The 23,706-nt window shown below is 29.6% G+C and carries 17 protein-coding genes; all 17 read right to left on the bottom strand.

The genetic code is table 11. The features are described from left to right. Window positions 1-12 precede the first annotated feature (12 nt). The gene (locus CLPUN_RS10470) at window positions 13-780 is read right to left on the bottom strand and encodes a CheR family methyltransferase (protein ID WP_077847225.1); all 768 of its coding nucleotides are present in this window, start codon (window positions 778-780) and stop codon (window positions 13-15) included. A gap of 7 nt (window positions 781-787) precedes the next feature. After that, window positions 788-1,888, bottom strand: coding sequence for a protein-glutamate methylesterase/protein-glutamine glutaminase (locus tag CLPUN_RS10465; RefSeq protein ID WP_077847224.1), 1,101 nt, complete (start codon window positions 1,886-1,888; stop codon window positions 788-790). A 17-nt stretch (window positions 1,889-1,905) separates the two neighbouring features. After that, entirely contained in the window at window positions 1,906-2,394 is a 489-nt protein-coding gene (locus CLPUN_RS10460) for a chemotaxis protein CheD (protein WP_077847223.1), read from the bottom strand. 9 nt (window positions 2,395-2,403) lie between these two features. Next, window positions 2,404-2,853 (bottom strand): chemotaxis protein CheW, encoded by a 450-nt coding sequence (locus tag CLPUN_RS10455; RefSeq protein ID WP_077847222.1) that lies wholly within the window; start codon window positions 2,851-2,853, stop codon window positions 2,404-2,406. 14 nt (window positions 2,854-2,867) lie between these two features. Next, window positions 2,868-4,832, bottom strand: a complete 1,965-nt coding sequence (locus tag CLPUN_RS10450) for a flagellar assembly protein A (RefSeq protein WP_077847221.1) — start codon at window positions 4,830-4,832, stop codon at window positions 2,868-2,870. A 119-nt stretch (window positions 4,833-4,951) separates the two neighbouring features. Beyond that, complete coding sequence (locus tag CLPUN_RS10445; RefSeq protein ID WP_077847275.1) at window positions 4,952-5,686, bottom strand: aminotransferase class IV; 735 nt, start codon at window positions 5,684-5,686, stop codon at window positions 4,952-4,954. Between the two features lie 72 nt (window positions 5,687-5,758). Beyond that, entirely contained in the window at window positions 5,759-6,397 is a 639-nt protein-coding gene (locus tag CLPUN_RS10440) for an HAD-IB family hydrolase (protein WP_077847220.1), read from the bottom strand. A 248-nt stretch (window positions 6,398-6,645) separates the two neighbouring features. Beyond that, the gene (locus tag CLPUN_RS10435; protein ID WP_077847219.1) at window positions 6,646-7,839 is read right to left on the bottom strand and encodes a pyridoxal phosphate-dependent aminotransferase; all 1,194 of its coding nucleotides are present in this window, start codon (window positions 7,837-7,839) and stop codon (window positions 6,646-6,648) included. 474 nt (window positions 7,840-8,313) lie between these two features. Beyond that, complete coding sequence (locus tag CLPUN_RS10430) at window positions 8,314-8,685, bottom strand: DUF1292 domain-containing protein (protein ID WP_077847218.1); 372 nt, start codon at window positions 8,683-8,685, stop codon at window positions 8,314-8,316. Between the two features lie 198 nt (window positions 8,686-8,883). Beyond that, window positions 8,884-12,393 (bottom strand): pyruvate:ferredoxin (flavodoxin) oxidoreductase, encoded by a 3,510-nt coding sequence (nifJ, locus tag CLPUN_RS10425; protein ID WP_077847217.1) that lies wholly within the window; start codon window positions 12,391-12,393, stop codon window positions 8,884-8,886. A 182-nt stretch (window positions 12,394-12,575) separates the two neighbouring features. Continuing rightward, the gene (locus CLPUN_RS10420; protein WP_077847216.1) at window positions 12,576-13,007 is read right to left on the bottom strand and encodes a flavodoxin domain-containing protein; all 432 of its coding nucleotides are present in this window, start codon (window positions 13,005-13,007) and stop codon (window positions 12,576-12,578) included. A 302-nt stretch (window positions 13,008-13,309) separates the two neighbouring features. Further along, window positions 13,310-14,383, bottom strand: a complete 1,074-nt coding sequence (locus CLPUN_RS10415) for an undecaprenyldiphospho-muramoylpentapeptide beta-N-acetylglucosaminyltransferase (RefSeq protein ID WP_077847215.1) — start codon at window positions 14,381-14,383, stop codon at window positions 13,310-13,312. Between the two features lie 120 nt (window positions 14,384-14,503). Next, the gene (recJ, locus tag CLPUN_RS10410) at window positions 14,504-16,270 is read right to left on the bottom strand and encodes a single-stranded-DNA-specific exonuclease RecJ (RefSeq protein WP_077847214.1); all 1,767 of its coding nucleotides are present in this window, start codon (window positions 16,268-16,270) and stop codon (window positions 14,504-14,506) included. 111 nt (window positions 16,271-16,381) lie between these two features. Next, on the bottom strand, window positions 16,382-16,936 hold the full coding sequence (locus CLPUN_RS10405; protein WP_077847213.1) for a DJ-1 family glyoxalase III: 555 nt from the start codon (window positions 16,934-16,936) through the stop codon (window positions 16,382-16,384). Between the two features lie 20 nt (window positions 16,937-16,956). Continuing rightward, window positions 16,957-19,872 (bottom strand): DNA topoisomerase IV subunit A, encoded by a 2,916-nt coding sequence (locus CLPUN_RS10400; protein WP_077847212.1) that lies wholly within the window; start codon window positions 19,870-19,872, stop codon window positions 16,957-16,959. Window positions 19,873-19,999: 127 nt separating this feature from the next. Then, the gene (locus CLPUN_RS10395; protein WP_077847211.1) at window positions 20,000-21,949 is read right to left on the bottom strand and encodes a DNA gyrase/topoisomerase IV subunit B; all 1,950 of its coding nucleotides are present in this window, start codon (window positions 21,947-21,949) and stop codon (window positions 20,000-20,002) included. Window positions 21,950-22,182: 233 nt separating this feature from the next. Next, window positions 22,183-23,586 carry a glycosyltransferase family 2 protein gene (locus CLPUN_RS10390; protein WP_077847210.1) on the bottom strand — a complete coding sequence of 468 codons (1,404 nt, stop codon included), beginning with the start codon at window positions 23,584-23,586 and terminating at the stop codon, window positions 22,183-22,185. Window positions 23,587-23,706 lie beyond the last annotated feature (120 nt).

Raw genomic sequence — 23,706 nt, 5'->3', positions numbered from 1 at the left:
TTTATTCCTCCTTTATATTTTTTTATAAATAAAGGTTGATGCTTTTTCAAAGCCATAATCTCTATAATTATAAATGCTTTCCGTAGCTCCTACAAATAAAAGCCCACCTTTTTTTAATGAATTACTAAATTTTTTATAAATTTCTTGTTTTATATCGTTGTTAAAATAAATAACAACATTTCGGCATACAATTAAATCAAAGCCAGTATCATATTTATCTAAAATCAAATCATGCTTTTTGAAAGTTACCATATTCTTAACTTTAGAGTCTATATAATATTTATCGTCCTTTATGGAAAAATATTTACTTAAATCTGAATTATTTACACCTTTCATCTCATTTTGTGTATATTCTCCCATTTTAGCCCTTGCAAGTATAGTATCATCTATATCAGTCGCTATTATATTATGTCGTCCATTTGGCGATAATTTATTTAATATTATTCCTATTGTATATGGTTCACATCCTATTGAACAAGCAGCACTCCATATTTTTAAACTCGGATTATTATGTAATAATTCTTGGGCTATTTGTTTTTCTAAATCAACAAACAATTCTGGATTTCTAAAAAACTCTGTCACATTTATTGTAATAAAATCCAAGAACTTTTGTCTTTGTTCTGAATTGTTTTTTATTACTTTCGAATATTCATCTAATGATTTTATTCCAACTCTAGTCATTAAACTATTTATTCTTCTATTAAGTTGTTCTGGTTTGTATGCTGATAGATTTATACCTAATTCTTTATAAATCCATTTATGAAATTCATTAAAATCCATTCTTCTTCTATACTCCTTTGACTATTTTTATTATCCTGCCAGCTATTTCATTAAGTGGAGCTACTAAATCTACTTTTCCTGTTTCAAATGCAGCTTTTGGCATTCCATAAATTGTACATGTAGATTTATCTTCTGAAATTGTTATACCTCCACTATCTTTTATATTGCTAGTTCCATCAGCGCCATCTCTCCCCATTCCAGTCAAAATTGCAGATACTAGATTTCCGCCATATACTTTTATAGCTGAATTGAATAATTTATCCACTGCTGGTCTAACTCCCCATATAGGTGGTTCTTCATTTAATCGTATTACATTATTAGCTCCAACAGTCATATGTTGACCACCTTTAGCAATATATATGGTATCCTTATTTATCCTCATTCCTTCTGCTGCTTCAACAACTCTCATTGCACATGCCTTATCTAATCTTTCTGAAAATACTTTAGTAAAACCTTCTGGCATATGTTGAACCACAAAAACTGGAACTCCTAAATTTGCAGGAAATTTAGTTAATACTTCTTGAAGTGCCTTAGGTCCTCCAGTAGACGCTCCAATTACAACTGCATCAATCTTTCTATTTTTTGGTATAGACCATGAACTATTCACACTTTTTTCCTTTACCTCAATTGTATTGCTAACTATATTATTACTGTTAACATAAAAATTATTATTACCTATATTATTAAATTTTCTTTTAGCTTTAATATTACTTGTTATACTTCTTATTTCTTCTACTAGGTTTTTTTGCACTTTTATTATATCTAAAGAAATACTTCCTGATGGTTTAGTAATAAAACTAATAGCTCCATTATCTAAACATTCTAAGGTTAATTCTGAACCTTCTGTTGTTGAACTACTAACCATTAATATTGGATAATTTTTATCTAACCTTTTTAATTCTTTAAGCGTTGCAAGACCATCCAGGTCTTTCATATGTACGTCCAACGTGATAATGTCTGGATTATATTTATCTACCTTTTCAATTAATTCTCTTCCATCTCTTAATTTTGCAACTACTTCGAAGTCTTTTTCAGCTTCTATCATATCGGATATTGCTTTTCTCATAAAAGCAGAATCATCAACAACTACAATTTTTATTTTATCCATCCATATCACACCTTCCTTTATAATTCAATAATTCCTTGCCCTACAACCTTTAGTATTACACTTCCATCGTTAGCTTTAAGAATCATTGTTCTACCCTTATTACCACCTATTTCTTCTGCCATAATTCGAATCGATTCATCTTTTAAAGCCTTCTTCACTGCATCACTGTTTCTCTTTCCAATATCGCTTATTATACTTTTATCAGAAAAATTAAACATAGAAGCTCCTCCAGCAATTTTAGCTATAATATTTCTTTTGCTGCATCCTTCTTTTTCCATTTTTTCAATTAACATTGGAATTGCTAAATCTGCAAATTTCATGGGGTTTGTATTACTTTTAAATTGAGTACTATCAGGAAGCATTATATGTGCTAATCCTGCCACTTTTATCGTCTTATCATACAAGGCTATTCCTATACAAGATCCAAGTCCTATTGTCATAATTGAACCAGGATCTAGTACAACATTTAGATCAGCTATTCCAACTTTTATTTCAGTACTTACCATTTTTACCCCCTAAAAGATATTTTCTTCATCCTCTGAAGACAATATCTTTTCTAAATCTAATAAAATAACTATATTATTTTCTAATTTTATTAATCCTGCAATATATTTTTTATCTATTGTCGCTGTTATAGGTGGTGCAGCTTCCATCAAATCATTACTAACATCTCTTACTTCATAAACATTTTCTACAATAATTCCAAATTTATTTTCATTTCGTTTTACAACTATTATCTTTCTATTTTCACTATCCCTATCTTCTCCCAAATTAAATTTTTTTGATAAACTTATTATTGGAAGTATACTTTGTTCATAATTTATTACTCCCTTCACAAAGATAGGTGCATCTGGAAGAACAGTAGGTTCTTGATACCCTAAAATTCTTTCAACTTCTTTAATATCGGTTGCATAATGTTCTCCATTAAGACCAAATATCAACATCTTATTTTCATTACTTGACATTGTTACTAATCCTCCTATAAGACAAATTTATCAATTGTTATTTCTCCAGCTTTATCTAAATACACTTCTACATTTTTTGATGAAACCTCCAACATAATTTGCTTTTCACCAAAACAAAAAATTGTATTATTATAAGCTACTGCAGCTGTAATACGTCCTTTTTTAGGAACTTTTAATATGGTACTAACACCGGCTACACTTCCCACAGTCTTTAGTTTTATTTCTGCACCGGCAGATAATGTCCCACCTCTGCAAACAGAATTATCACTTAGAAATTCTATATTATTTAAAGCTATTATATTAGATGTATATTGTCCTTTTCCTGTTATAAAAACACTTCCTGATGCTTCTATAGTAGATCCTTGTGCATACTCTAAATAAACATCAGCTGGAATCACTATTAAATTTTCAATCTCTTCAACTTCTTCTTCTACTATTTCTTGAAAATTCTTTATTTCTTTAAATTCTTTTAATTTTAATGGTCCCATTCCTAATAATTTATTAATTATAAATGTAGTTATTTCGCTCTGTTGAACACCTTGTGACATATTATAATTCAAAATATTTCTTGATAATTTAGGTAATGATTTAAATTTATTTTCTATTAATATTTTAACAATTTCCCCATATTGTCGTTGACCTAACAAATTATTTTCCCTTACCTGTTCTGCTGATGCTCCTAATTCCTTTATTACAGATTTCAAGTTTACTAGATTATCGTAATATTGTCTTCTTTCTACATTTTCACTGCCTGCAGTTATTGTTGAATTTAATACATTTCCACCAATGGTAATTCGGCCTGACGCTCTTATCAATGCCGCTTCTACATTTTTTCCAACACTAAGTTCATTTCCTGCTTTAACTTCCATTGCTTCTTCAACAGCTCCAACAACTTCAACATTTCCAACAAAATCTATATTACCACTTTTCAAGTCAACTTGATCTACCTTATATAGCTTGTTTACTACAAAAGTATTGGCCTTAAAAGCAGGTTTTCCTTCTGTAGTTGCTATAACATTGTTATTTTCTAGTTTACATCCTTCGCCAATTTTAAAAACAACTTTTTTAGCTGTTTTTCTTTTCAGTGGTGTTCCAAATATATCTTGCCCATCACTTCCAGTGTTTCCCGGAACTATTTTCCCTATAATATCGCCAGCCTTAGCATTGGCAATTAAAAATCTATTTCTATAGTCCACCTTTTCTTCTGTATCTTTATAATGTAGTTCTTCTGATTCTTTAAATAAAAGTTGAATTTCATCTGATACGTCATCTATAACAGGTAATCCTTTAGCTACTAATTTATTAAACGCTTCGTATTCCTCACTTATGATTTGAAGTTCTTCCTTTATAATTCCATAACGAACACCTTTGCTTGCCAATAAGTCACTCAATTCTTTTAGAGTATATTTAGGCGGATGCTTATCGCCTACTTTTTTCTTTGTAAGCGTTAATTTTTTGCTATATTCTTGATCTTCCAACTCATATATATGTATCGGTGTAGATTTCACATTTACATATACTTCCATTCTATCAGTTGTAATCGATATATCAGCACTTCTAACCGGCTCAATTTCATCAAATTGGTATTCAATTTTATCTTTTGATGTTACAGGTGTTATTTGATTACTTATTTCACCATTAATATATAAATTTACACCTGGACATGCTTTAATTGTGATAATATCATCTTCATTTGGGGAGTCTGTTACTATTATTTTTCCCGCTTCTACTTTAGCCCCAAAAAATTCTTTTGTACCCTCTATTTTTTGTTCTTCTTTCAAATTATCGATAGTTTCATTTTTATCATTCTTATTTTCATTTTCTTCGCTTTCTATTATTTCTATTTCCACTTTCTTTTTAAAAAATTTCTTTTCTTCTTTAGTCACCCTATATTTAAGAGCTTCTTTAGAAATATTCAATTCAGAAGATGCTTTTTCAAGGCATTCATCCACTGATGTTGCAGAAAACTTTAAACTCATAACTATCTCCTCCATAAAAAATACTTCGTAAATTAAGTATACCACAGCCTAGTTTAATTTTATATCCATTATTTTAATAATTCATATTATTTTACACAAAATAACAATTAATATCATTATTAATGACTTTTTATATATTGATTAACTTTATTATCATATTCGATCATTAATTTTCTAATGATACCAGCATTAGGATCTAAATTTATATCATTTATTGATTTTATTGGCAATACTTTAGGCGACGTTCCCGAAATAAACATTCCATCTAATTTGTTTATATCTAAGTATTTATATTCAACCTCTTCAACCTCTATCTTTAGTTTTTCTGCCAATTTTATAATTTCTTGTCTAGTGATTCCCGGCAAAACCGCTTTAACAGGTGATGTTAAAAGTCTATTTCCCTTAACCATAAATATATTAGATCTGCTTCCTTCTGTTATATATCCATTTGAGTCAACTAATATAGCTTCATAAGCATTATTATCTTTTATTTCTTTATTTATTTTTTCTCTAAAATTTTCATTTACTATTTTTGCATTTGGATTCTCTCTCTCTCCAAAATATAATATTGTTTTAACTCCATTTTCATACATTTCAGCTGAAGGATATGAATGTTCTATAAAAAATATTTTTAATGTCTTACTGTATACTTCGTATGTTATTTTTATATTACCTTCTAATTTATTTTCATTTTTTATCAGCTCATATACTTTATTGCTTATGTCACCATAAATTAATGTAACTTTTTCATCTATTAATTCAAACGAATTTTTCATTCGTTTAAAATGATTTTCTAAAAAAATAGGTTTTCCCTCTATTACTCTTAATACTTCATATATTATTTTTTCTCCCATATCTCTCCCTCTCTTTTTTGTATAATTTACTGTCAATAACTCCATTTTTCATCTTCAATCAGCATTCACCTTTTATTTCCACTTAAGTATTTCTATATGGTGACTTTTTTTGTAATTTATTAAATATGGTTTCCCAACTAAATCCAATAAAGGTTTATCTGATAAAGAATCTGAGAACATATATGATTCTTTAAAATCAACTTCTATTTTTTCTGTTTTAAGAAATTCCTTTAATCGCCTTACTTTTTCTTCACCTTTGCAATTTTCTCCATCCATTTTTCTCACAAAAACTCCATTTGTAAAATTAAATTTTGTTCCTATTATTTTATCCACTTCTTTTATATTATAAAATTCATTAACATAAAATTCAGGCGATGCAGAAATTAAATATATATCATAATCTTCACTTTTAAGTTTCTTTATCATATTTAATGCATCTTCATATAGTATTGTTTTTAATTTGTAATTATAAAAACCTTTCACAAGTTCCGCTAAATCTTTTTCTTTTATTCCATCTATAAACTTTAGAAATTTTTCTTTTACTTTTCTCTCATCATATAATTTTAACATATACATACTTCCACAAAATATAGCTCTAGGCAAAAAACGAATATTTCTTTTATCTATTTTTATTGAATACTTAAACAATTCCATCAAGGTTTCTTTTTTTGTAATAGTATAATCTATATCAAATATAGCAAGTTTTTTCACTTTTAAATACCCACCTTTAATATTTAATTCTAAACACTCATTTTTACTAATTAAATTTTATTAAAATAACTAAGTATTTAGAATTAAATATTATTAACAATTACATAATAGTATAGATACCTAATTTCAAATATACCAAAAATAAAAATACAGAGTATTTATTTTAAGGATTTTCAAATCAAATTACCATTTATTTCACTAAGATATTATCATAAGTATGATTTTCACATTAGGTATCTATCAATTTATTATTTAATTTTACTTAAAAATATTGAAATTCTATCTATTCCAGTTTCTATTATATCCATAGATGTTGCATAAGATAATCTTATATAATCATCTAATCCAAATCCTGATCCAGGTATTACTGCAACCTTTTCTTCTTCTAATAACACTTTTGCAAAATCCACCGAGTTATTAATAACTTGATCCCTAAAAGTAGTTTTTAAGTATGCAGATATATTAACCATAATATAAAATGCTCCACTTGGCTTTATAATTGATATCTCGCTTAATTTTTCCAACTTATATATCATAAAATTTCTTCTATTTTCAAATTCTTTTATCATATTATTTAAATCTTCTACCGGCCCATTAAATGCTTCTATTGCTGCATATTGTGTTATTGAATTTACATTCGATGTCATATGACTTTGAATACTAGTCATAAGTTTAGTTATTTGTTCACTTGCAGCTACATATCCTAATCTCCATCCTGTCATTGCATATGTTTTAGACAAACCATTTATAACTATTGTTCTCTCATATGCATCTTCATTTAAAGTCGCTATACTTATATGCTTTTCTCCATCATATATTAATTTCTCATAAATTTCGTCGGATAGAATTAACAAATCATGTTCTTTAGCAAAGTTAGCAATTTCCAACAATTCTTCTTCATGATAAATAGTTCCTGTTGGATTGTTTGGACTATTTATTATTATTGCCTTAGTTTTATCTGTAGTAACCTTTTCTAAATCAGCTACTGTATATTTGTAATTATTTTCTTTAGATGTTTCCACAAATACCGGCACCCCATCAGCCAATTTTACTAATTCAGGATAACTAACCCAATATGGTACTGGAATTAACACTTCATCTTCCGGATTTAAAATAGCCATTAAAGCATTAGCTAAACATTGTTTACCTCCAGTTGAAATTGTTATTTGGCTTGGCTTATACTCTAGATTATTGTCTTTTCTAAACTTTTCACATATAGCTTGTTTTAACTCTAATATACCTCCTGCTGGAGTATATTTAGTTTTTCCATCATGCATTGCTTTTATAGCAGCTTGAATTATATTTTCTGGTGTGTTAAAATCTGGCTCCCCAGCGCCAAAGCTCACCACATCAACCCCTTGACTTTTTAATTCATTTGCTTTAGCCGTAATTGCTAATGTAATGGATGGACTCATATTGCCCGCTTTCTTAGATAATTGCATTGCTTTATTCCCTCCAGTTAGACACAAAAATAACTTTCCATATATAAGCATATATTGGTATCAATAATTTATATTTTTATTCTTAAATTATTAATTGCAACTTTAGAGTACAATATTATGCAATAAGCTAACATATTGATCAGTTATTTTGGAGCTGTCTTAATTCTATTTGTATATTCTTGTCACATATTAAAAATATATCATTAATACATTAAATTGTAAACAATATGCTTGCTCATCTTCTGTTAATCAACGAACAATTAATACTGAATAATTAATAATTTAGAATAAAATCACTTCGTAATTCATTAAATTTTACATATAGAAATCTCTTTTAAATTTCCTCCTTCATCTTTCCCTATTTATCATTCATTTTTAAATTATTTTATTAATATTTATCACTTCAAAAATTATATTATATTTTTATCTCCATAAACAAACGGCCTTGGTAAAAATCACCAAGGCCGTTTTTTATTATTCTTCACCCACTAATTCATCTTGATAATAAGCTGATACCCTATCAAATTCTTCTTCCTCAGGAACTACAAGTTCTTCATCATCAAGTCTAAAAAGATATACTGAATCTTCTTCTGGATTTTGAGCTAAGTAATATACTTTTTCTTCAAATTCAAATTCATCGATTATAGGACATGTAACTACATTTCCATTTTCATCTTCTAAATCTATAACGAAGCTTTCTTCATCATCATTGCATCCACAACCACATTCATGTTCATGATCATGTCCACCACAACATTCATGTTCCTTATCATCATGATTATGTCCACCACAACCACAAGTTCCTTCTTCACTATTACATCCGCATTTTTCTAAATCTTTTTCCATAATTTGACCTCCTTTAGGTTCTAGGTATCTATACCTAATTCAATTTTACCCTTTATCGAATAAAATTAAAACCCTAAAATAAAAAAAACTGATTAATTAATTATTCATAAAAAAGAAGCCACTATTTATAGAATAATTTCTATAAATAAGTAACTTCTTTATTTTCGCGCAAATTTAGTTATTTAATCATTTTTAATACTATTGTTGATTAGCTAATTTCTTGTATCCTTCTAATCTTTCCATAGCATCTTTCTTAGTCTTTTCAAATAAAGCTTCAGCTTGTTCTGGGAATGCCTTAGCAAGTGAAGAGTATCTAACTTCTCCCATTAAGAATTCCTTAAAGTCTGATTTTGGTTCTTTAGAATCTAAGCTAAATGGATTCTTTCCAGCTTCTTTTAATTCTGGATTGAATCTGTACATTCCCCAGTATCCTGATTCAGTAGCTCTCTTAGCTTCTTCTTGGCTGTTACCCATACCAATTCTTAATCCATGGTTAATACATGGTGCATAAGCAATTATTAACGATGGTCCTTTATAAGCTTCTGCTTCTGCAATTGCTTTAAGAACTTGATTCTTATCAGCTCCCATGTTAACTTGAGCTACATATACATAACCATAAGTCATAGCCATCATACCAAGATCTTTTTTCTTAGTCTTTTTACCACTTGCAGCAAATTTAGCTATTGCAGCAGTTGGAGTAGATTTAGATGATTGACCACCTGTATTTGAGTAAACTTCTGTATCAAATACAAATATGTTTACATCTTCTCCTGATGCTAATACATGGTCAACTCCACCGTATCCGATATCGTATGCCCATCCATCTCCTCCGAAGATCCATTGAGATCTCTTAACGAAGTATTCTTTATCTTCTAATATAGACTTAGCTATATCCGATCCAGATTTTTCTAAAGCAGCAACTAATTTAGCAGCTCTTTCTCTAGTACCAGCACTTTCATCAATATTGTTTAACCAATCTTGTAATTCAGCACTTGCAGCATCACCAGCTTTTATAGCTTCTTCTGCTTTTGAACCAATTCTTTGTCTCATTGATTTAACACCTAAGAACATACCTAATCCATATTCAGCATTATCTTCGAATAATGAATTAGCCCAAGCTGGACCATGTCCTTCTTTGTTAGTTGTGTATGGAGTCGAAGGTGCTGATCCACCCCAAATTGATGAACATCCAGTTGCATTAGCAATCATCATTCTGTCTCCAAATAATTGAGTTATAAGCTTAGCATATGGAGTTTCTCCACAACCAGCACAAGCTCCAGAGAACTCAAGTAATGGTTGTTCAAATTGACTACCTTTAACTGTGTTCTTATTCATTGGGTTAGCCTTTACTGATATATCTTCAGTTAAATAATCCCATCCTGGAATTCTAACGTGTTGACTTTCTTGTGGTTTCATAACTAACGCTTTTCCTGGTGCTGGACATATTTGAGCACAGTTTCCACAACCACTACAATCTAATGGTGAAATTCCCATACTGTAGAATAATGGTTCTTCTGTCTTTAATCCCTTAGCTGCAACTGCTGTTACTATTTCTGGAGCAGCATTCTTTTCAGCTTCTGTTAATAAGAATGGTCTTATTACAGCATGTGGACATACATATGAACATTGATTACATTGGATACATTTTTCTGAATCCCATTCAGGAACATTTACTGCAATACCTCTCTTTTCGAAAGCAGCAGTACCTTGTTCAAATGTACCATCTTCCATTCCTACAAATGTTGAAACTGGAAGCGCATCACCTTCTTGTCTGTTCATTGGGATAACTATATTCTTAACAAAGTCTGATTTCTTCTTAGTATCCGCAACTTCTGCATCTACAGCTGTTTTCCAAGCTTCTGGTACATTAATTGCTACCATTGCTTCAACACCTTTATCGATAGCTGCATTGTTCATGTTAACAACTTTTTCACCCTTCTTACCATAAGAAGATACAACAGCATCTTTTAAGTACTTAACAGCATCTTCAACTGGAATAATGTTAGCAAGCTTAAAGAAAGCTGATTGCATTATCATGTTGATTCTTCCGCCAAGACCAATTTCTTGAGCAATTCCTACAGCATTTATAGTATAGAACTTAACGTTGTTTTTAGCTATAAATTGCTTATATGAAGCTGGTAACTTTTCTTCTAAATCTTCTGGACTCCAGATAGTATTTAATAAGAAAGTAGAATTTGGCTTTAATCCATCAAGTACATTGTATTTGTGGATGTATGATTGGTTAGAACATGAAACAAAGTCTGCTTTGTTTATTAAGTATGGTGACTTAATTGCTTTCTTACCAAATCTTAAGTGAGATACTGTAATTCCACCTGATTTCTTTGAATCATAGAAGAAGTATCCTTGAGCATACATGTCTGTATGATCTCCAATAATCTTGATTGCACTCTTGTTTGCTCCAACAGTACCATCTGATCCTAATCCCCAGAACTTACAAGCTGTAGTTCCTTCTGGAGTAGCATCTATATCTTCAGTTACTTCTAATGAAGTATTTGTAACGTCATCATTGATTCCAATTGTGAATCCATTCTTTGGTGCTTCTTGTGCTAAGTTAGCATAAACTGCAGCAATATGTCCTGGATTTGGATCCTTTGAACCTAAACCGAATCTACCACCAACAACGATTGGTGCATCTGCTTGTCCGAAGAATGCATTTCTTACATCTAGGTATAGTGGTTCACCAGCAGCTCCTGGTTCTTTAGTTCTATCTAAAACAGCAATTTTCTTGGCTGTCTTTGGAATAGCCGCTAATAATTTTTCATTTGAGAATGGTCTGAATAATCTTACTTTAACAACACCAACTTTTTGTCCATTAGCGTTTAAGTAATCTATAGTTTCTTCACAAACGTCAGTAGCAGAACCCATAGCTATGATTACTCTATCAGCATCTTGTGCTCCATAGTAATCAAAACAGTGATATTCTCTACCTGTTAATTTAGTAATTTCAGCCATATAGCTTTCAACTACTTCTGGAAGTTCATCATAGAACTTGTTAACTGATTCTCTTTCTTGGAAATAGATATCTGCATTTTGAGCAGTTCCTCTAGTTACAGGATGATCTGGATTTAAAGCTCTAGATCTGAATGCAGCTAATGCTTCATAGTCTACTAATTTAGCTAATTCATCATATTCTAAAACTTCAATTTTTTGAATTTCATGAGATGTTCTAAATCCATCGAAGAAATTGCAGAATGGAATTCTTGTTTTAATTGCTGTTAAATGAGCAACTGGAGCTAAATCCATAACTTCTTGAACTGATCCTTCTGCAAGCATTGCAAAACCAGTTTGTCTTGCTGCCATAACGTCTTGGTGATCTCCAAATATGTTTAAAGCAGAAGTAGCTAATGCTCTAGCTGATACATGAAATACTCCTGGTAACATTTCACCAGCAATTTTGTACATGTTTGGTATCATTAATAATAACCCTTGTGAAGCAGTATAAGTTGTTGTTAATGCTCCAGCTTGTAAAGATCCATGAACTGCACCAGCTGCTCCAGCTTCTGATTGCATTTCCATAACTCTTACAGGTTGTCCAAATATATTTTTTCTTCCTTGTGCTACCCATTCATCTACATGTTCTGCCATTGGTGATGATGGTGTGATTGGGTATATTGCAGTAACTTCTGTAAATGCATAAGATACGTGAGCTGCTGCAGTATTACCATCCATAGTTTTCATTTTTCTCATCGCGTTGACCCCTCTTTCTATTTTTAAAACTTAAATTTAGTAATTTAAATTTTTTTATATAAGTAAGTCTTAAAGACCACCTAATAAACACACTAAATAATTAGCCTTTAAAGTTTTTCTCCAAAATTACACACATAAACAATATTATAAATAAAACTATTTATAATATTTCATTCTCTATATTATTTAACTAGTTCTCCACCTAATTTTCTAATAAGATTAGTTTGGGTCTTAGTTGGTGAATCTTTAACTGCTAAGTCTCCAATTACATTGAACCCATAAGATATCATTTCATCTTTCCATACTTTCATAAAAGTATCTTCAATCCATCCATAGGTTCCAAATAAAATGCAATTTTTGCTTTCATTTTCTTGATTTAAGTCCTTTAATTGTTCTAGAAATGGTTTCATTTCTTGTTGTTCTATTTTAGTGGAATCTACTGCTGGGCTTCCAAATGCAACTGAATCCGCTTCCAAAACATCTTCTATAGTAGCATCTCCAACATGTTTTATGGTTACATCTGCCCCTTTTTCCCTAGCACCATCTCCCATAACGTTTGCTAATAATTCTATATTACCCCCACAGCTCCAATAAATGATTGACACTTTCTTCATTTAAATAGCACCTCATCTTCTTGTTAAATAATTAACTTTATTATTCACTAAAACGAACTTACTCTTTTATTATATCTCACATATTTTTTTTTGCAAGATTTGTTTGCAATTTGTATTATTTTAAATAATAATTAGGCATACAAAAGAAAGTAACAAGTCAATGATGTGAATTATACTTCGTTATAGATAAAGAAGCATAATTCACCTCATCGTGAAGCTATCAGGTGAATATACTTAAGACGTATATCTCGACATCAGTTAACATGCTGACTTATTATTTTGAGAATATGCCTTATATAATTTTATTTATTTATACTATTTAATAATACTTGTATTATTGAATCCACTCCATTTTGGGCCTGACTTCTATCCATATTACTAATAAGTTCTTCTTTTCTTTCCTTGAGTTCTAAAATTTTCTTATACAATACATCCTGTGTAATTTCTTCTTCTTCTAACATTAATGAATAGCCTTCTTTTTTAAAGGATTTAGAATTTAAAATTTGATCTCCTCTACTAGCCTTTTTTGATAACGGTATTAATAGAGTTGGCTTTTTTAATGCTAAAAATTCAAATATAGAATTTGCTCCTGCTCTTGAAATTATAAAATCAGCAGCCTTCATAAAATCCGGCAATTCTTTACTTACATATTCAAACTGTTTATACCCATTTTTATTTTTTAGGCTTTCATCTATATTTCCTTTACCACAAATATGAATTATATTAAATTCCTTCAAAAGCACTTCTAAATTTTTTCTCACTTCATCATTTATAAGCTTTGAACCCAGACTTCCGCCCATAATAAACAATATTTCTTTATCATTATTAAACCCACAAGCTATTTTTCCCTTATTTTTATTACCTTGAAGTATTTCTTTTCTTATAGGGCTGCCTGTAAGAACACCTTTATCTCCTTTTACAAAATTTAAGCTTTCACGGAAAGTTACACATAACTTATTACAAAAAGGTGCAGATAATTTATTTGCAAGTCCTGGTGTCATATCAGATTCATGAGCTACTACAGGTATCTTTTTTATAGATGCCGCAATAACAACTGGCACTGCTACAAAACCGCCCTTCGAAAAAATAACATCTGGTTTTTCTTTAGATAATATCACCAATGCTTGTGCAATTCCCTTTACAATTTTAAAAGGATCAGTAAAATTTTTCACATCAAAATATCTTCTTAATTTCCCACACGAAATTCCAAAGAAAGGGATATTATTTTGTGTTATTATTTCATTTTCAATTCCATCTTTGCTTCCAATATACTTTATTTCAAAATCATTTTCTCTTAATTTAGGAATCAGTGCTAAGTTAGGAGTCACATGCCCTGCCGTTCCTCCACCTGTCATTATTATTTTGTATTTTGTCAAAAATACCACTCCTTTAATTCAGTTAAGAGTTATGAGTTTATTATATTTTTTATTTTCAAACTCATAAAGAGTTGATTCCTTAACTCTTTCTTTTAATTATTAATTGTGAACTGTTCTAATTTATCGGTAATTTTGTATTACTATTTGAATGCTTGTATTACCATTATATTCATTAATACTCGGATAAAAGACTAAATCTAACTTCACATCATTATATGCTCCATCATAAAGCTTTTGCAATTCTTGTCTTCCATATCTATCATTTATCATTTCTTCAAATTCATATACATCACCAAAATAAATAGCATCTAAAAACTTATTTAACTTTGTTTTAAGCTTAAATTTCAATACATTATTATTCTTGCCGAGTATTGTAGCCTTCAATAAATTAATATTTTTTTCAGCAAATAAAGGTTTAGAATTTGCTTTTCCAAAAGGTTCTAATCTTTCTAAGTCATTAATTAATTCATAGTTTACTAAATCTAGAGGTAAAACACAGTCAATAGTAACTTTTCTTAGTAGATCTTCATCTTTTAGTATTGTATTTTCATTTAATCTTCTTCTAAATTCATCAATATTCTCTTCCTTTAATGAAAATCCTGCTGCCATCGGATGACCTCCAAAATTTCCAAGCAAGTCTTTACATTTAACAAGCTCTTCAAACATATTATATTCCTCTATCGATCTCGCTGACCCCTTTGCACCATTTTCTGATTTTGTGATTATTAAAGTAGGAACATTATATTTTTCTCTTATTCTTCCCGCTATTATCCCTGCCAAGCTTTCATGTACATCTGAAATATAGATAACAAAAACTTTATCATTTATCATATTATTCTTTTCTATAATTTCTATGGCTCTTTCTAGACCATCCATTGTCATTTCTTTTCTTTCTTCATTTAATTTCACTAATTCTTTTGCAAGTTTATTAGCTTCTTCCTCATCTGTTGAAAGTAACAGTTCTAAACCTTTTTTAGCAGAATCTAATCTTCCACATGCATTTATACATGGTCCTATAATAAACCCCAAATGATACACTGATAATTTTTTTCCTGTCATTTCACATTCTCTTATTAATTCCTGCAAACCTAAGTTGGTAGTATTATTTATAAACTCCAACCCTTTTTTTACAAAAATCCTATTTTCATCAACTAAATCCACTACATCACAAACTGTTGCAATAGCAAGAAATTCCATAAACTTATAACTTTCTTCTTTACTTATACCTATTTTATCATAAAGAACTTCTACAAGTTTAAATGCCACTCCTGCTCCACATAACTTTTCAAACTTGTAATTACATTCCTCTTGTTTTGGATTTATTATAGCATCTGCACTTAATTTTATAAATTCTCTATTATTATCTTCATCTTCAGCAAATGGGATATCATGATGATCTGTAACTATTACAGTAAGACCTAATTCTTTAGCATATTGTATTGGCTCTATAGCTGATATCCCATTATCACAAGTTAGAATAGTATCTACACCATCATCTTTAGCCTGCTTTATTATATTACTATTTATTCCATAACCATCTTTTATCCTGTCAGGTATTTCATAATCTACATTTGCACTGCATAATTTTAATGCAGTATATAAAATATAAACACTAATTACTCCATCTACATCATAATCTCCAACAATTCTTATCTTTTGCTTAGATTTTATTTTATCACGAAGTATCTCTACTGTTTTTTCTAAATCTTTCATATGTTTTGGATTATGAAGTTTGTCAAATTCTGGATTTATGTAACTTTTTATCATATCATCATTTACAATGTCTCTATTTATTATAAGCCTGCTTATAAATTCTGTAATTCCATATTTATAAGCCATTTGCTTATAATCAACTTTTTTATTTTTTATAAACCATCTTTCTGCCATTATTTCTCCTCTCATAGCACATTATAGTAACACCCCCAAAATAAAATTTTTCAAAAGCAAATGAAAAAATTTTAATTTTAGAGGTGTTTTATACTATTTAAAACTATAATTTTATCCTACAAACATTTTATATAACATACCAGCCGAAATTACTTCTGCCTGCTTTTCATAGCCAAGTTTTTCTAATAATTTATAAGAAAATGCTATAGCTGTTGCTGGTCCCCTGCTAGTGACTATATTCCCATCAACAACTACTGCATCTTCTGAATATTCACAATTAAGCAATTCATCTTCATATCCTGGGTAAGAAGTTACTTTTCTACCTTCTATAATGTCAGCTCTTCCAAGCGCTATTGGTCCTGCACAAATTGCGCCTATTAATTTTCCCTCTTTATTTTGTTTTTTTATGAGGTTTATTACTCTGTCATCATCTCTTAAATTAGTTGCACCAGGCATACCACCTGGAATTACTATTAAGTCATATTCCATATTATCATCGAAAAGTTTATCAGCTTCAACTATGATACCATGACTTGATTTAACTTGTTTATCTTTATTAATAGAAACTAAATCACACGTTATATTTGCTCTTCTCATTACATCTGATACTGTTAATGCTTCGATCTCCTCAAATCCTTCTGCTAACAATACACATACTTTTTTCATATCATTTCCTCCTCGTATAATTAATTTAAAGTTACATTTTTTATTTCATCATCAAGAGCAACCATAATTATATTCGTTCCTCTGCCAGCTCTATTTTGTAATTTAATGTCATTTATTTTAACTATTGCTTTTTCTTTAGATTTTGAAATTAATATTACTTCTAGTCTATTTTGTGATAAAGTTATGCTGTTTCCTTCACTGCTTATATAATTACTATGATATTTACCAAAAATAACTTCATCTTCATCTTTCAAGCTTATTCCTGTAACTCCTGATGCAACTTTTCCCATTGCATTAACATTTTCAACAGGAAATCTTATTCCCATACCTTTTTTAGTTATCATTACTAAATATCCAAGCTTCATTGGATTTATTTCTGCTGAAACCACTTGATCATCATCAAATTTAAATTTATGACATACTTGTTTAATGTGCTCTCCTTCAAATTCCTTTAATAATGTCTTTTTAAGCATTCCTCTTTTAGTGAAAGTATATACTCCTAACTCTTCGTCATAAGAATCGATTGAAACTAAGCTAACTATCTTTTCACCCTTTTCAAGTTTTCCTATAAATGCTTCTACAGATATTTCTTCCTTCATAACATTTTTCATTAAAAATACTGGCAATTTATAAACATAACCTTTATTCGTAAAAATAAGCAATTCCTTTAATGAATTAGTTTTTGTCTTTAAAGGATCTTCTTTAATTCTTTCATACATTTTAAAATTGTTCTTATCAGTAATCCCAACACTCAATTCAAAATATTCAATTTGCTCTGTATCTTCAACTTCTATGACTTCATCTTCCTGTGCAAAGTTAAATAATTGAATAGGCAATATGTTTCTCGCAGTATTTTCAAGCTTTGGCATTTCAAGAGTAAAATCCAATCCTAACTTACTTTTAACTTTTAAGAATTTACTTTCTTCTTCCAATTCTCTTATTGCTACATCAATTACTTGATCATCATCTCTTAATTTTAAAGCCTGAAGCCTTCCATAAGCAGTTTGGAATTTTTCTAATGAACTTAATTTCATTCCACCACGTTTAGTTATAAACCTAAATGCTTTACTTGGATTAAAACTATCTAAAGATACTGCTCCAACAATATTTTCATTATCTAGATTTACGGTTTTGATTATTTCATCTAATCTTTCACCTTTTTCTTTCCACTTCTGCTCAGGTATATTAATCCCCTTGGTTTGATACATAAATCCTTTATCCGTAAATATAAGTAGTGTATCCTTAGTATTTGAGCTTATTAAATATTTTAACGAATCTCCTTCTCTATATTCAATATCCTCTGGATTTGAACTTGATCTATTGTAGTTCTTAAGTGGTATTCTTTTGATGAAACCATCCTTTGATATTGTAATCATCACTTCTTCTACGACAATTAACTCTTCAACATCAATCTTACTTTCATTGTCGTCATGAATTATTTCAGTTCTTCTTTTATTTCCATATTTATCGCTTACCTCTTTGAGCTCACTTTTAACTACTTTTAAAAGTTCTTTTTCACTAGATAAAATCTTTTCAAGTTTTTTAATAAGTTTTTCAAGCTGTTCAAATTCTTTTTCAAATATTTCTATCTCAAGACCTGTTAATCTATAAAGCATAAGTTCTAATATAGCTTGTGCTTGAACTTCTGAAAATCCAAATTTGCTAATTAAATTGTCTGATGCATCTTTTTTTGATTTTGAGCCTCTAATAGTGGCTATAACCTCATCTAATACACTTATAGCTTTAATAAATCCTTCAACAATATGATGTCTCTTTTTTGCTACATCAAGTTCTTTTTGAGTTCTTCTAGTTATTATTTCTTTTTGATGCTCAACATAATATTTAATTATAGCCTTTAAACTCATAGTTTCTGGCTTTCCATTTGCAAGTGCAACCATATTAAAATTTATGTTACATTGCAAATCAGTCTTTTTAAATAGATATTTTAATACCTTATCTGCGGCATCTTCATCAATATTTTTCTTTAGTTCAATTACAGCTCTTATTCCATTTCTATCAGATTCATCTCTAATATCTGTTATTGATTCTAATGCTTTTGCATGTCTTTTATCGCCTGTCATTTCAGATATTAGTTGAAGAAGTTTAGCTTTATTTCTCCTATAAGGGAATTCAGTTATTACTATCCCTAATCTTCCATTTTCCAATTTTTCAATTGAAGTTTTAGCTCTATATGCAACTTTTCCTTCTCCTGTTTCATAGGCTGACAACATAGAATTTTCTCCAATTAAGATTCCACCTGTAGGTAAATCTGGACCTTTTATATACTCCATAAGTTCTGAAGTAGTTATTTCATTATTATCTATGTAAGCTAATACTCCATTAGTTACTTCTTCTAAATTGTGTGGTGGTATGTTAGTTGCAAGACCAACTGCTATACCAAAAGTACCATTTACTAATAGGTTTGGATATCTACTTGGTAAAACTTTAGGTTCCATTTCACTTTCTGAGTAGTTAGGAACCATATCTACAGTATCTTTTTCAATATCACGTAACATTTCCATTGCAATAGATGATAACCTTGCTTCAGTATACCTCATTGCAGCTGCACCATCCCCATCTATTGACCCCCAATTTCCATGTCCTTCTATAAGAGGCACTCTAGTTGAAAATTCTTGAGCTAAAATTACCATAGCTTCATATACAGATGTATCTCCATGAGGATGAAATTTACCTAAAATATCTCCAACTATTCTAGCAGATTTATAATACGGTTTGTCTGGAAACGCTTTAAGCATATATGCCCCATATAAAATCCTTCTATGTACAGGCTTAAGTCCATCTCTAACATCTGGAAGTGCTCTATCTTTTGCAACTTCTATTGCATATGGTAAAAAATTCTCAGGCATTGCTTCTTCTAAAAGAATGCCCATTATATTATTATCTTTAGGTATAACATTATTATTTTTCTTTGCCATAATATCCCCTTTCTTTCAATTAAGAGTTAAAAGTTTAGTTGAAAATTCCTACTGAATTTTTTAATATATAATTTAGAAAAACCTTTAGCTTTTACTCCTTAACTCTTAATTGATAACTATTAACCGATTAAAATTCTCCATATTTATATATATATTTTTTTCTAGGTTCTACAACATCTCCCATGAGTAGTGAAACCATTTTTTCAGCTTTTGCCGCATCTTCTATATTAACTTGAAGAAGTGCTCTACTTTCTGGATTTAATGTTGTATCCCACAATTGATCTGGATTCATTTCACCAAGACCTTTATATCTTTGAATTAACGCACCTTTACCAACTTCTTTTTTTGTTTTTTCCAATTCTTCATCACTATAAGCATACTTAATTATACTCTTTCCTTTTGTTTCCTTATACACTTTATATAAAGGAGGTTGTGCTAAATATAAATGCCCATTGGCAATTAATGGTTTCATATATCTATAAATATAAGTCATCCAAAGGGTTCTAATGTGATATCCATCCACATCTGCATCACTCATTATTATTATTTTATCATATTTTAAATCTTCTTCTTTATAATTATCTAATGTTCCAGTTCCAACAGCAGTATTAAATATTTTCAATTCCTCTGAAGCTAATACATTTTCAAGCTTTTGTTTTTCCGTATTCATAATTTTACCTTTAGAAGGCATAATCGTTTGAAACCTTCTGTCTCTAGCTTGCTTTGCAGAACCTCCAGCCGAGTCTCCTTCCACAACTATAAATTCATTTATAGTTTTATCCTTTAAAGTACATACAGCAACCTTACCAGCAAGTGGTGCTGTTCCTTTTCCGATTTTCCTTTTTTCTGCTTCATTTATTTTCTTAATTTTATCTCTTCTCTTAGCAGCTTCTAGTGCATTATTTATTATGTTTGTTGCAAGTGTCTTATTATCTTCAATCCATTCAGAAAATTTAGTATAAACCAAATCATTCATCATAGTATATGCTTCGTTATTTCCAAGTTTAGTTTTTGTTTGACCTTCAAAGATAGGATTTGTGATTTTTATTCTCACTATAGCCGTCATACCTTCTCTTAAATCGTCACCTTCAAAATCCTTATCTTTTTCCTTAACCAAACCAAGCTTCTTTGCCCAATCTTTAAAGGATCTTGTCATTCCAGTTTTAAAACCTGTTTCATGAGTTCCTGCCTCAGTTGTTGGGATATTATTAACATAACTTGCAATATATTCAGTTGTTGAATCTGTAAATTGGATACATATTTCGCCATACATTTGAAGACTTCCAACAGTTCTTTCTCCATCAAATATTATAGGTGTTTCATGAATTGTTGTCTTACTTTCATTTAAGTAATTAATAAAATCTAAAAGACCATTTTCGGAATAGTATTCTTTTGTTATTTCTTGTTCCTTTCTTTTATCTATTAACTCTAAAGTTATACCTTTATTTTGAAACGCTAATTCTTGTAATCTACTATCTATTATGTCAAATTTAAAATCAATTGTTGAAAAAATTTCACCATCTGGTTTGAAAGTAATCTTACTTCCAACTTTATCTGTTTTCCCAATTACTTTTAAATTTCCAACAGCTGTTCCCGGCATATCTCTTTTTAATTCTTTATCAAAAGTATATTCAAATCTTTGTCTATATATATTCCCATTTTGATATACTTCAACTTCAAGCCATTTTGATAGAGCATTTACAACAGCTGCTCCAACTCCATGAAGTCCCCCTGAAGTTTTATAATTTTTATTATCAAACTTTCCACCTGTATGTAATTCAGTAAATACCATTTCTACTCCAGATTTCTTTTTTACTGGATGAATTCCAGTAGGAATACCTCTTCCATTATCAATAACCGTAACACTTTTATCTTCATTTAAAATTATAGTTATCTTATTCCCAAATCCATTAGTTATTTCATCTATGGCATTATCAACGATTTCCCATATACAATGATGTAATCCCTTGCTTCCTGTAGAACCTATATACATTCCTGGTCTTATCCTTACAGGCTCTAATTTTTCTAATGATGTTAAGTCCGTTACATCATACGTATTAGTATTTTTTAATTCCATAAAAAACCTCCATTGAACACCAGTTCTTATTTATTCGTAATTCTTCTACTCTATAAAAATATACTTCCTTTCTTCATTAATGTCAAAAAGAAACTTAAGTATATCTTAAACTTTTCAATTATATTTTGCATTTTTCTCATAAAAAATTCTATAATTATATATATCAAAAGAGTGTATTATCCTAATTAATAATACACTCCTAAAATTAAATGTAAATTTTTTAAGTTCTATATTTATACATCACATATTTCTATTTTTCTAACATGCTTTGTATGACTCCATTCTTTATTATTCTTATTTAAAATACCTTGGATCGTAATTGGTATCCAAGTTAATGTATAAATAGAATACAACCAGAATCTAAAGAATAATATTAATTGTTTCTTTCCGAGTAGTAATCCAGTTAATATCAAGAACGCTAAATTATATAATATCCCAATTGCCCAAGCAACAATCCAATTTTGAATATTTGCAGTTATTAATGGAATTACAAAAACATTACTCGAGTATAACACCATCATAACCAAAAATGGTTTTGTAATTTTTTTATCAAATGCCAGTATAAATGGTGTAATTAAGAATTGAATAACGGCAAAAGCTTGATAGCCTGCTGCTCCAAGACCTAGATTATCAAATAAATAATTTATAATAAATATATTTAATCCACTGGTATTCGATTGTATCAATGTTAACACAGCTGCGACACCTGTTAGCAACGTTACAAAAGGCTGTAATACATATAATGCACAGTCAAACATAAAAAATTTTCTTTTAATTATAGCTTGCTTAAATAATTTAAAGAAATATCTTGAAGCAACATCTGTAAAACCTTGCATCCATCTTTTTCTTTGATTCCATGATTGCTTAAGTGTTAATGGTTTTTCATCATATATAATAGCATCATGAGCCCAGCCTACTTTTTCACCATTTAATACAAGCTTACAAGTAAACTCTAAATCTTCTGTTAAACAAGTAGCACCCCAGCCTAATTTTTTTAATGTATTAGTTTCTATAGCAAATCCTGTTCCTCCAATTTGATTAGAAAGTCCTACATTTGCCCTCGCTAACTGAAACACTCTATTCTGAGTCCAGAAAGCTATAGAATACGATGCTGCAATCCATGAGTCTTCTGGATTTTTACTATCAATATAGCCTTGAACAACTTTATATCCTTCCTGTAACTTAGAATTAATTTCCTTTGCAAAATTTTTATGTACAAGATTATCAGCATCAAATATTGCAACTGCATCATATTGTTTTTCCATATTGAATAACTTCTCAAACATCCATTCTAATGCATAACCTTTACCTCTTTTGTCTTCTGCAAATCTTTCACATACATTTACACCATAACTTTTAGCTATTTTAGCTGTGTCATCTGTACAATTATCTGCAATAACAAAAACATCATACATCTCTTTTGGATAATCTAGTTTTAGCATGCTTTCAATAAGACTACCAATAACTACTTCTTCATTATGTGCTGCTATTAATAATGCAAACTTATTTTTAGGTTCGTAATTTTTCTTTTCTTTTTTTCTAAAAAGACCAAATATCCCCAAAACTAAATAATAACATATTATCGCAAAAACAAAAATTTGGAAAAAAGCTGTTATGGTCAAAATATAATTTCCCATTACATTCACTCCTAATATTTAATGGAAATAATTTCCCATTGATTATTTTAATATTTTTTGATATTATTCCTATCTAATAATATTTCAATAGAAATAAAAAATCAAGCCTATATTCTTAAG

Source organism: Clostridium puniceum, from assembly GCF_002006345.1.
GTDB classification, from domain to species: domain Bacteria; phylum Bacillota; class Clostridia; order Clostridiales; family Clostridiaceae; genus Clostridium; species Clostridium puniceum.
The sequence above is the reverse complement of the archived record's forward strand: the minus strand, read 5'-3'. Positions and strand labels throughout refer to the sequence as shown.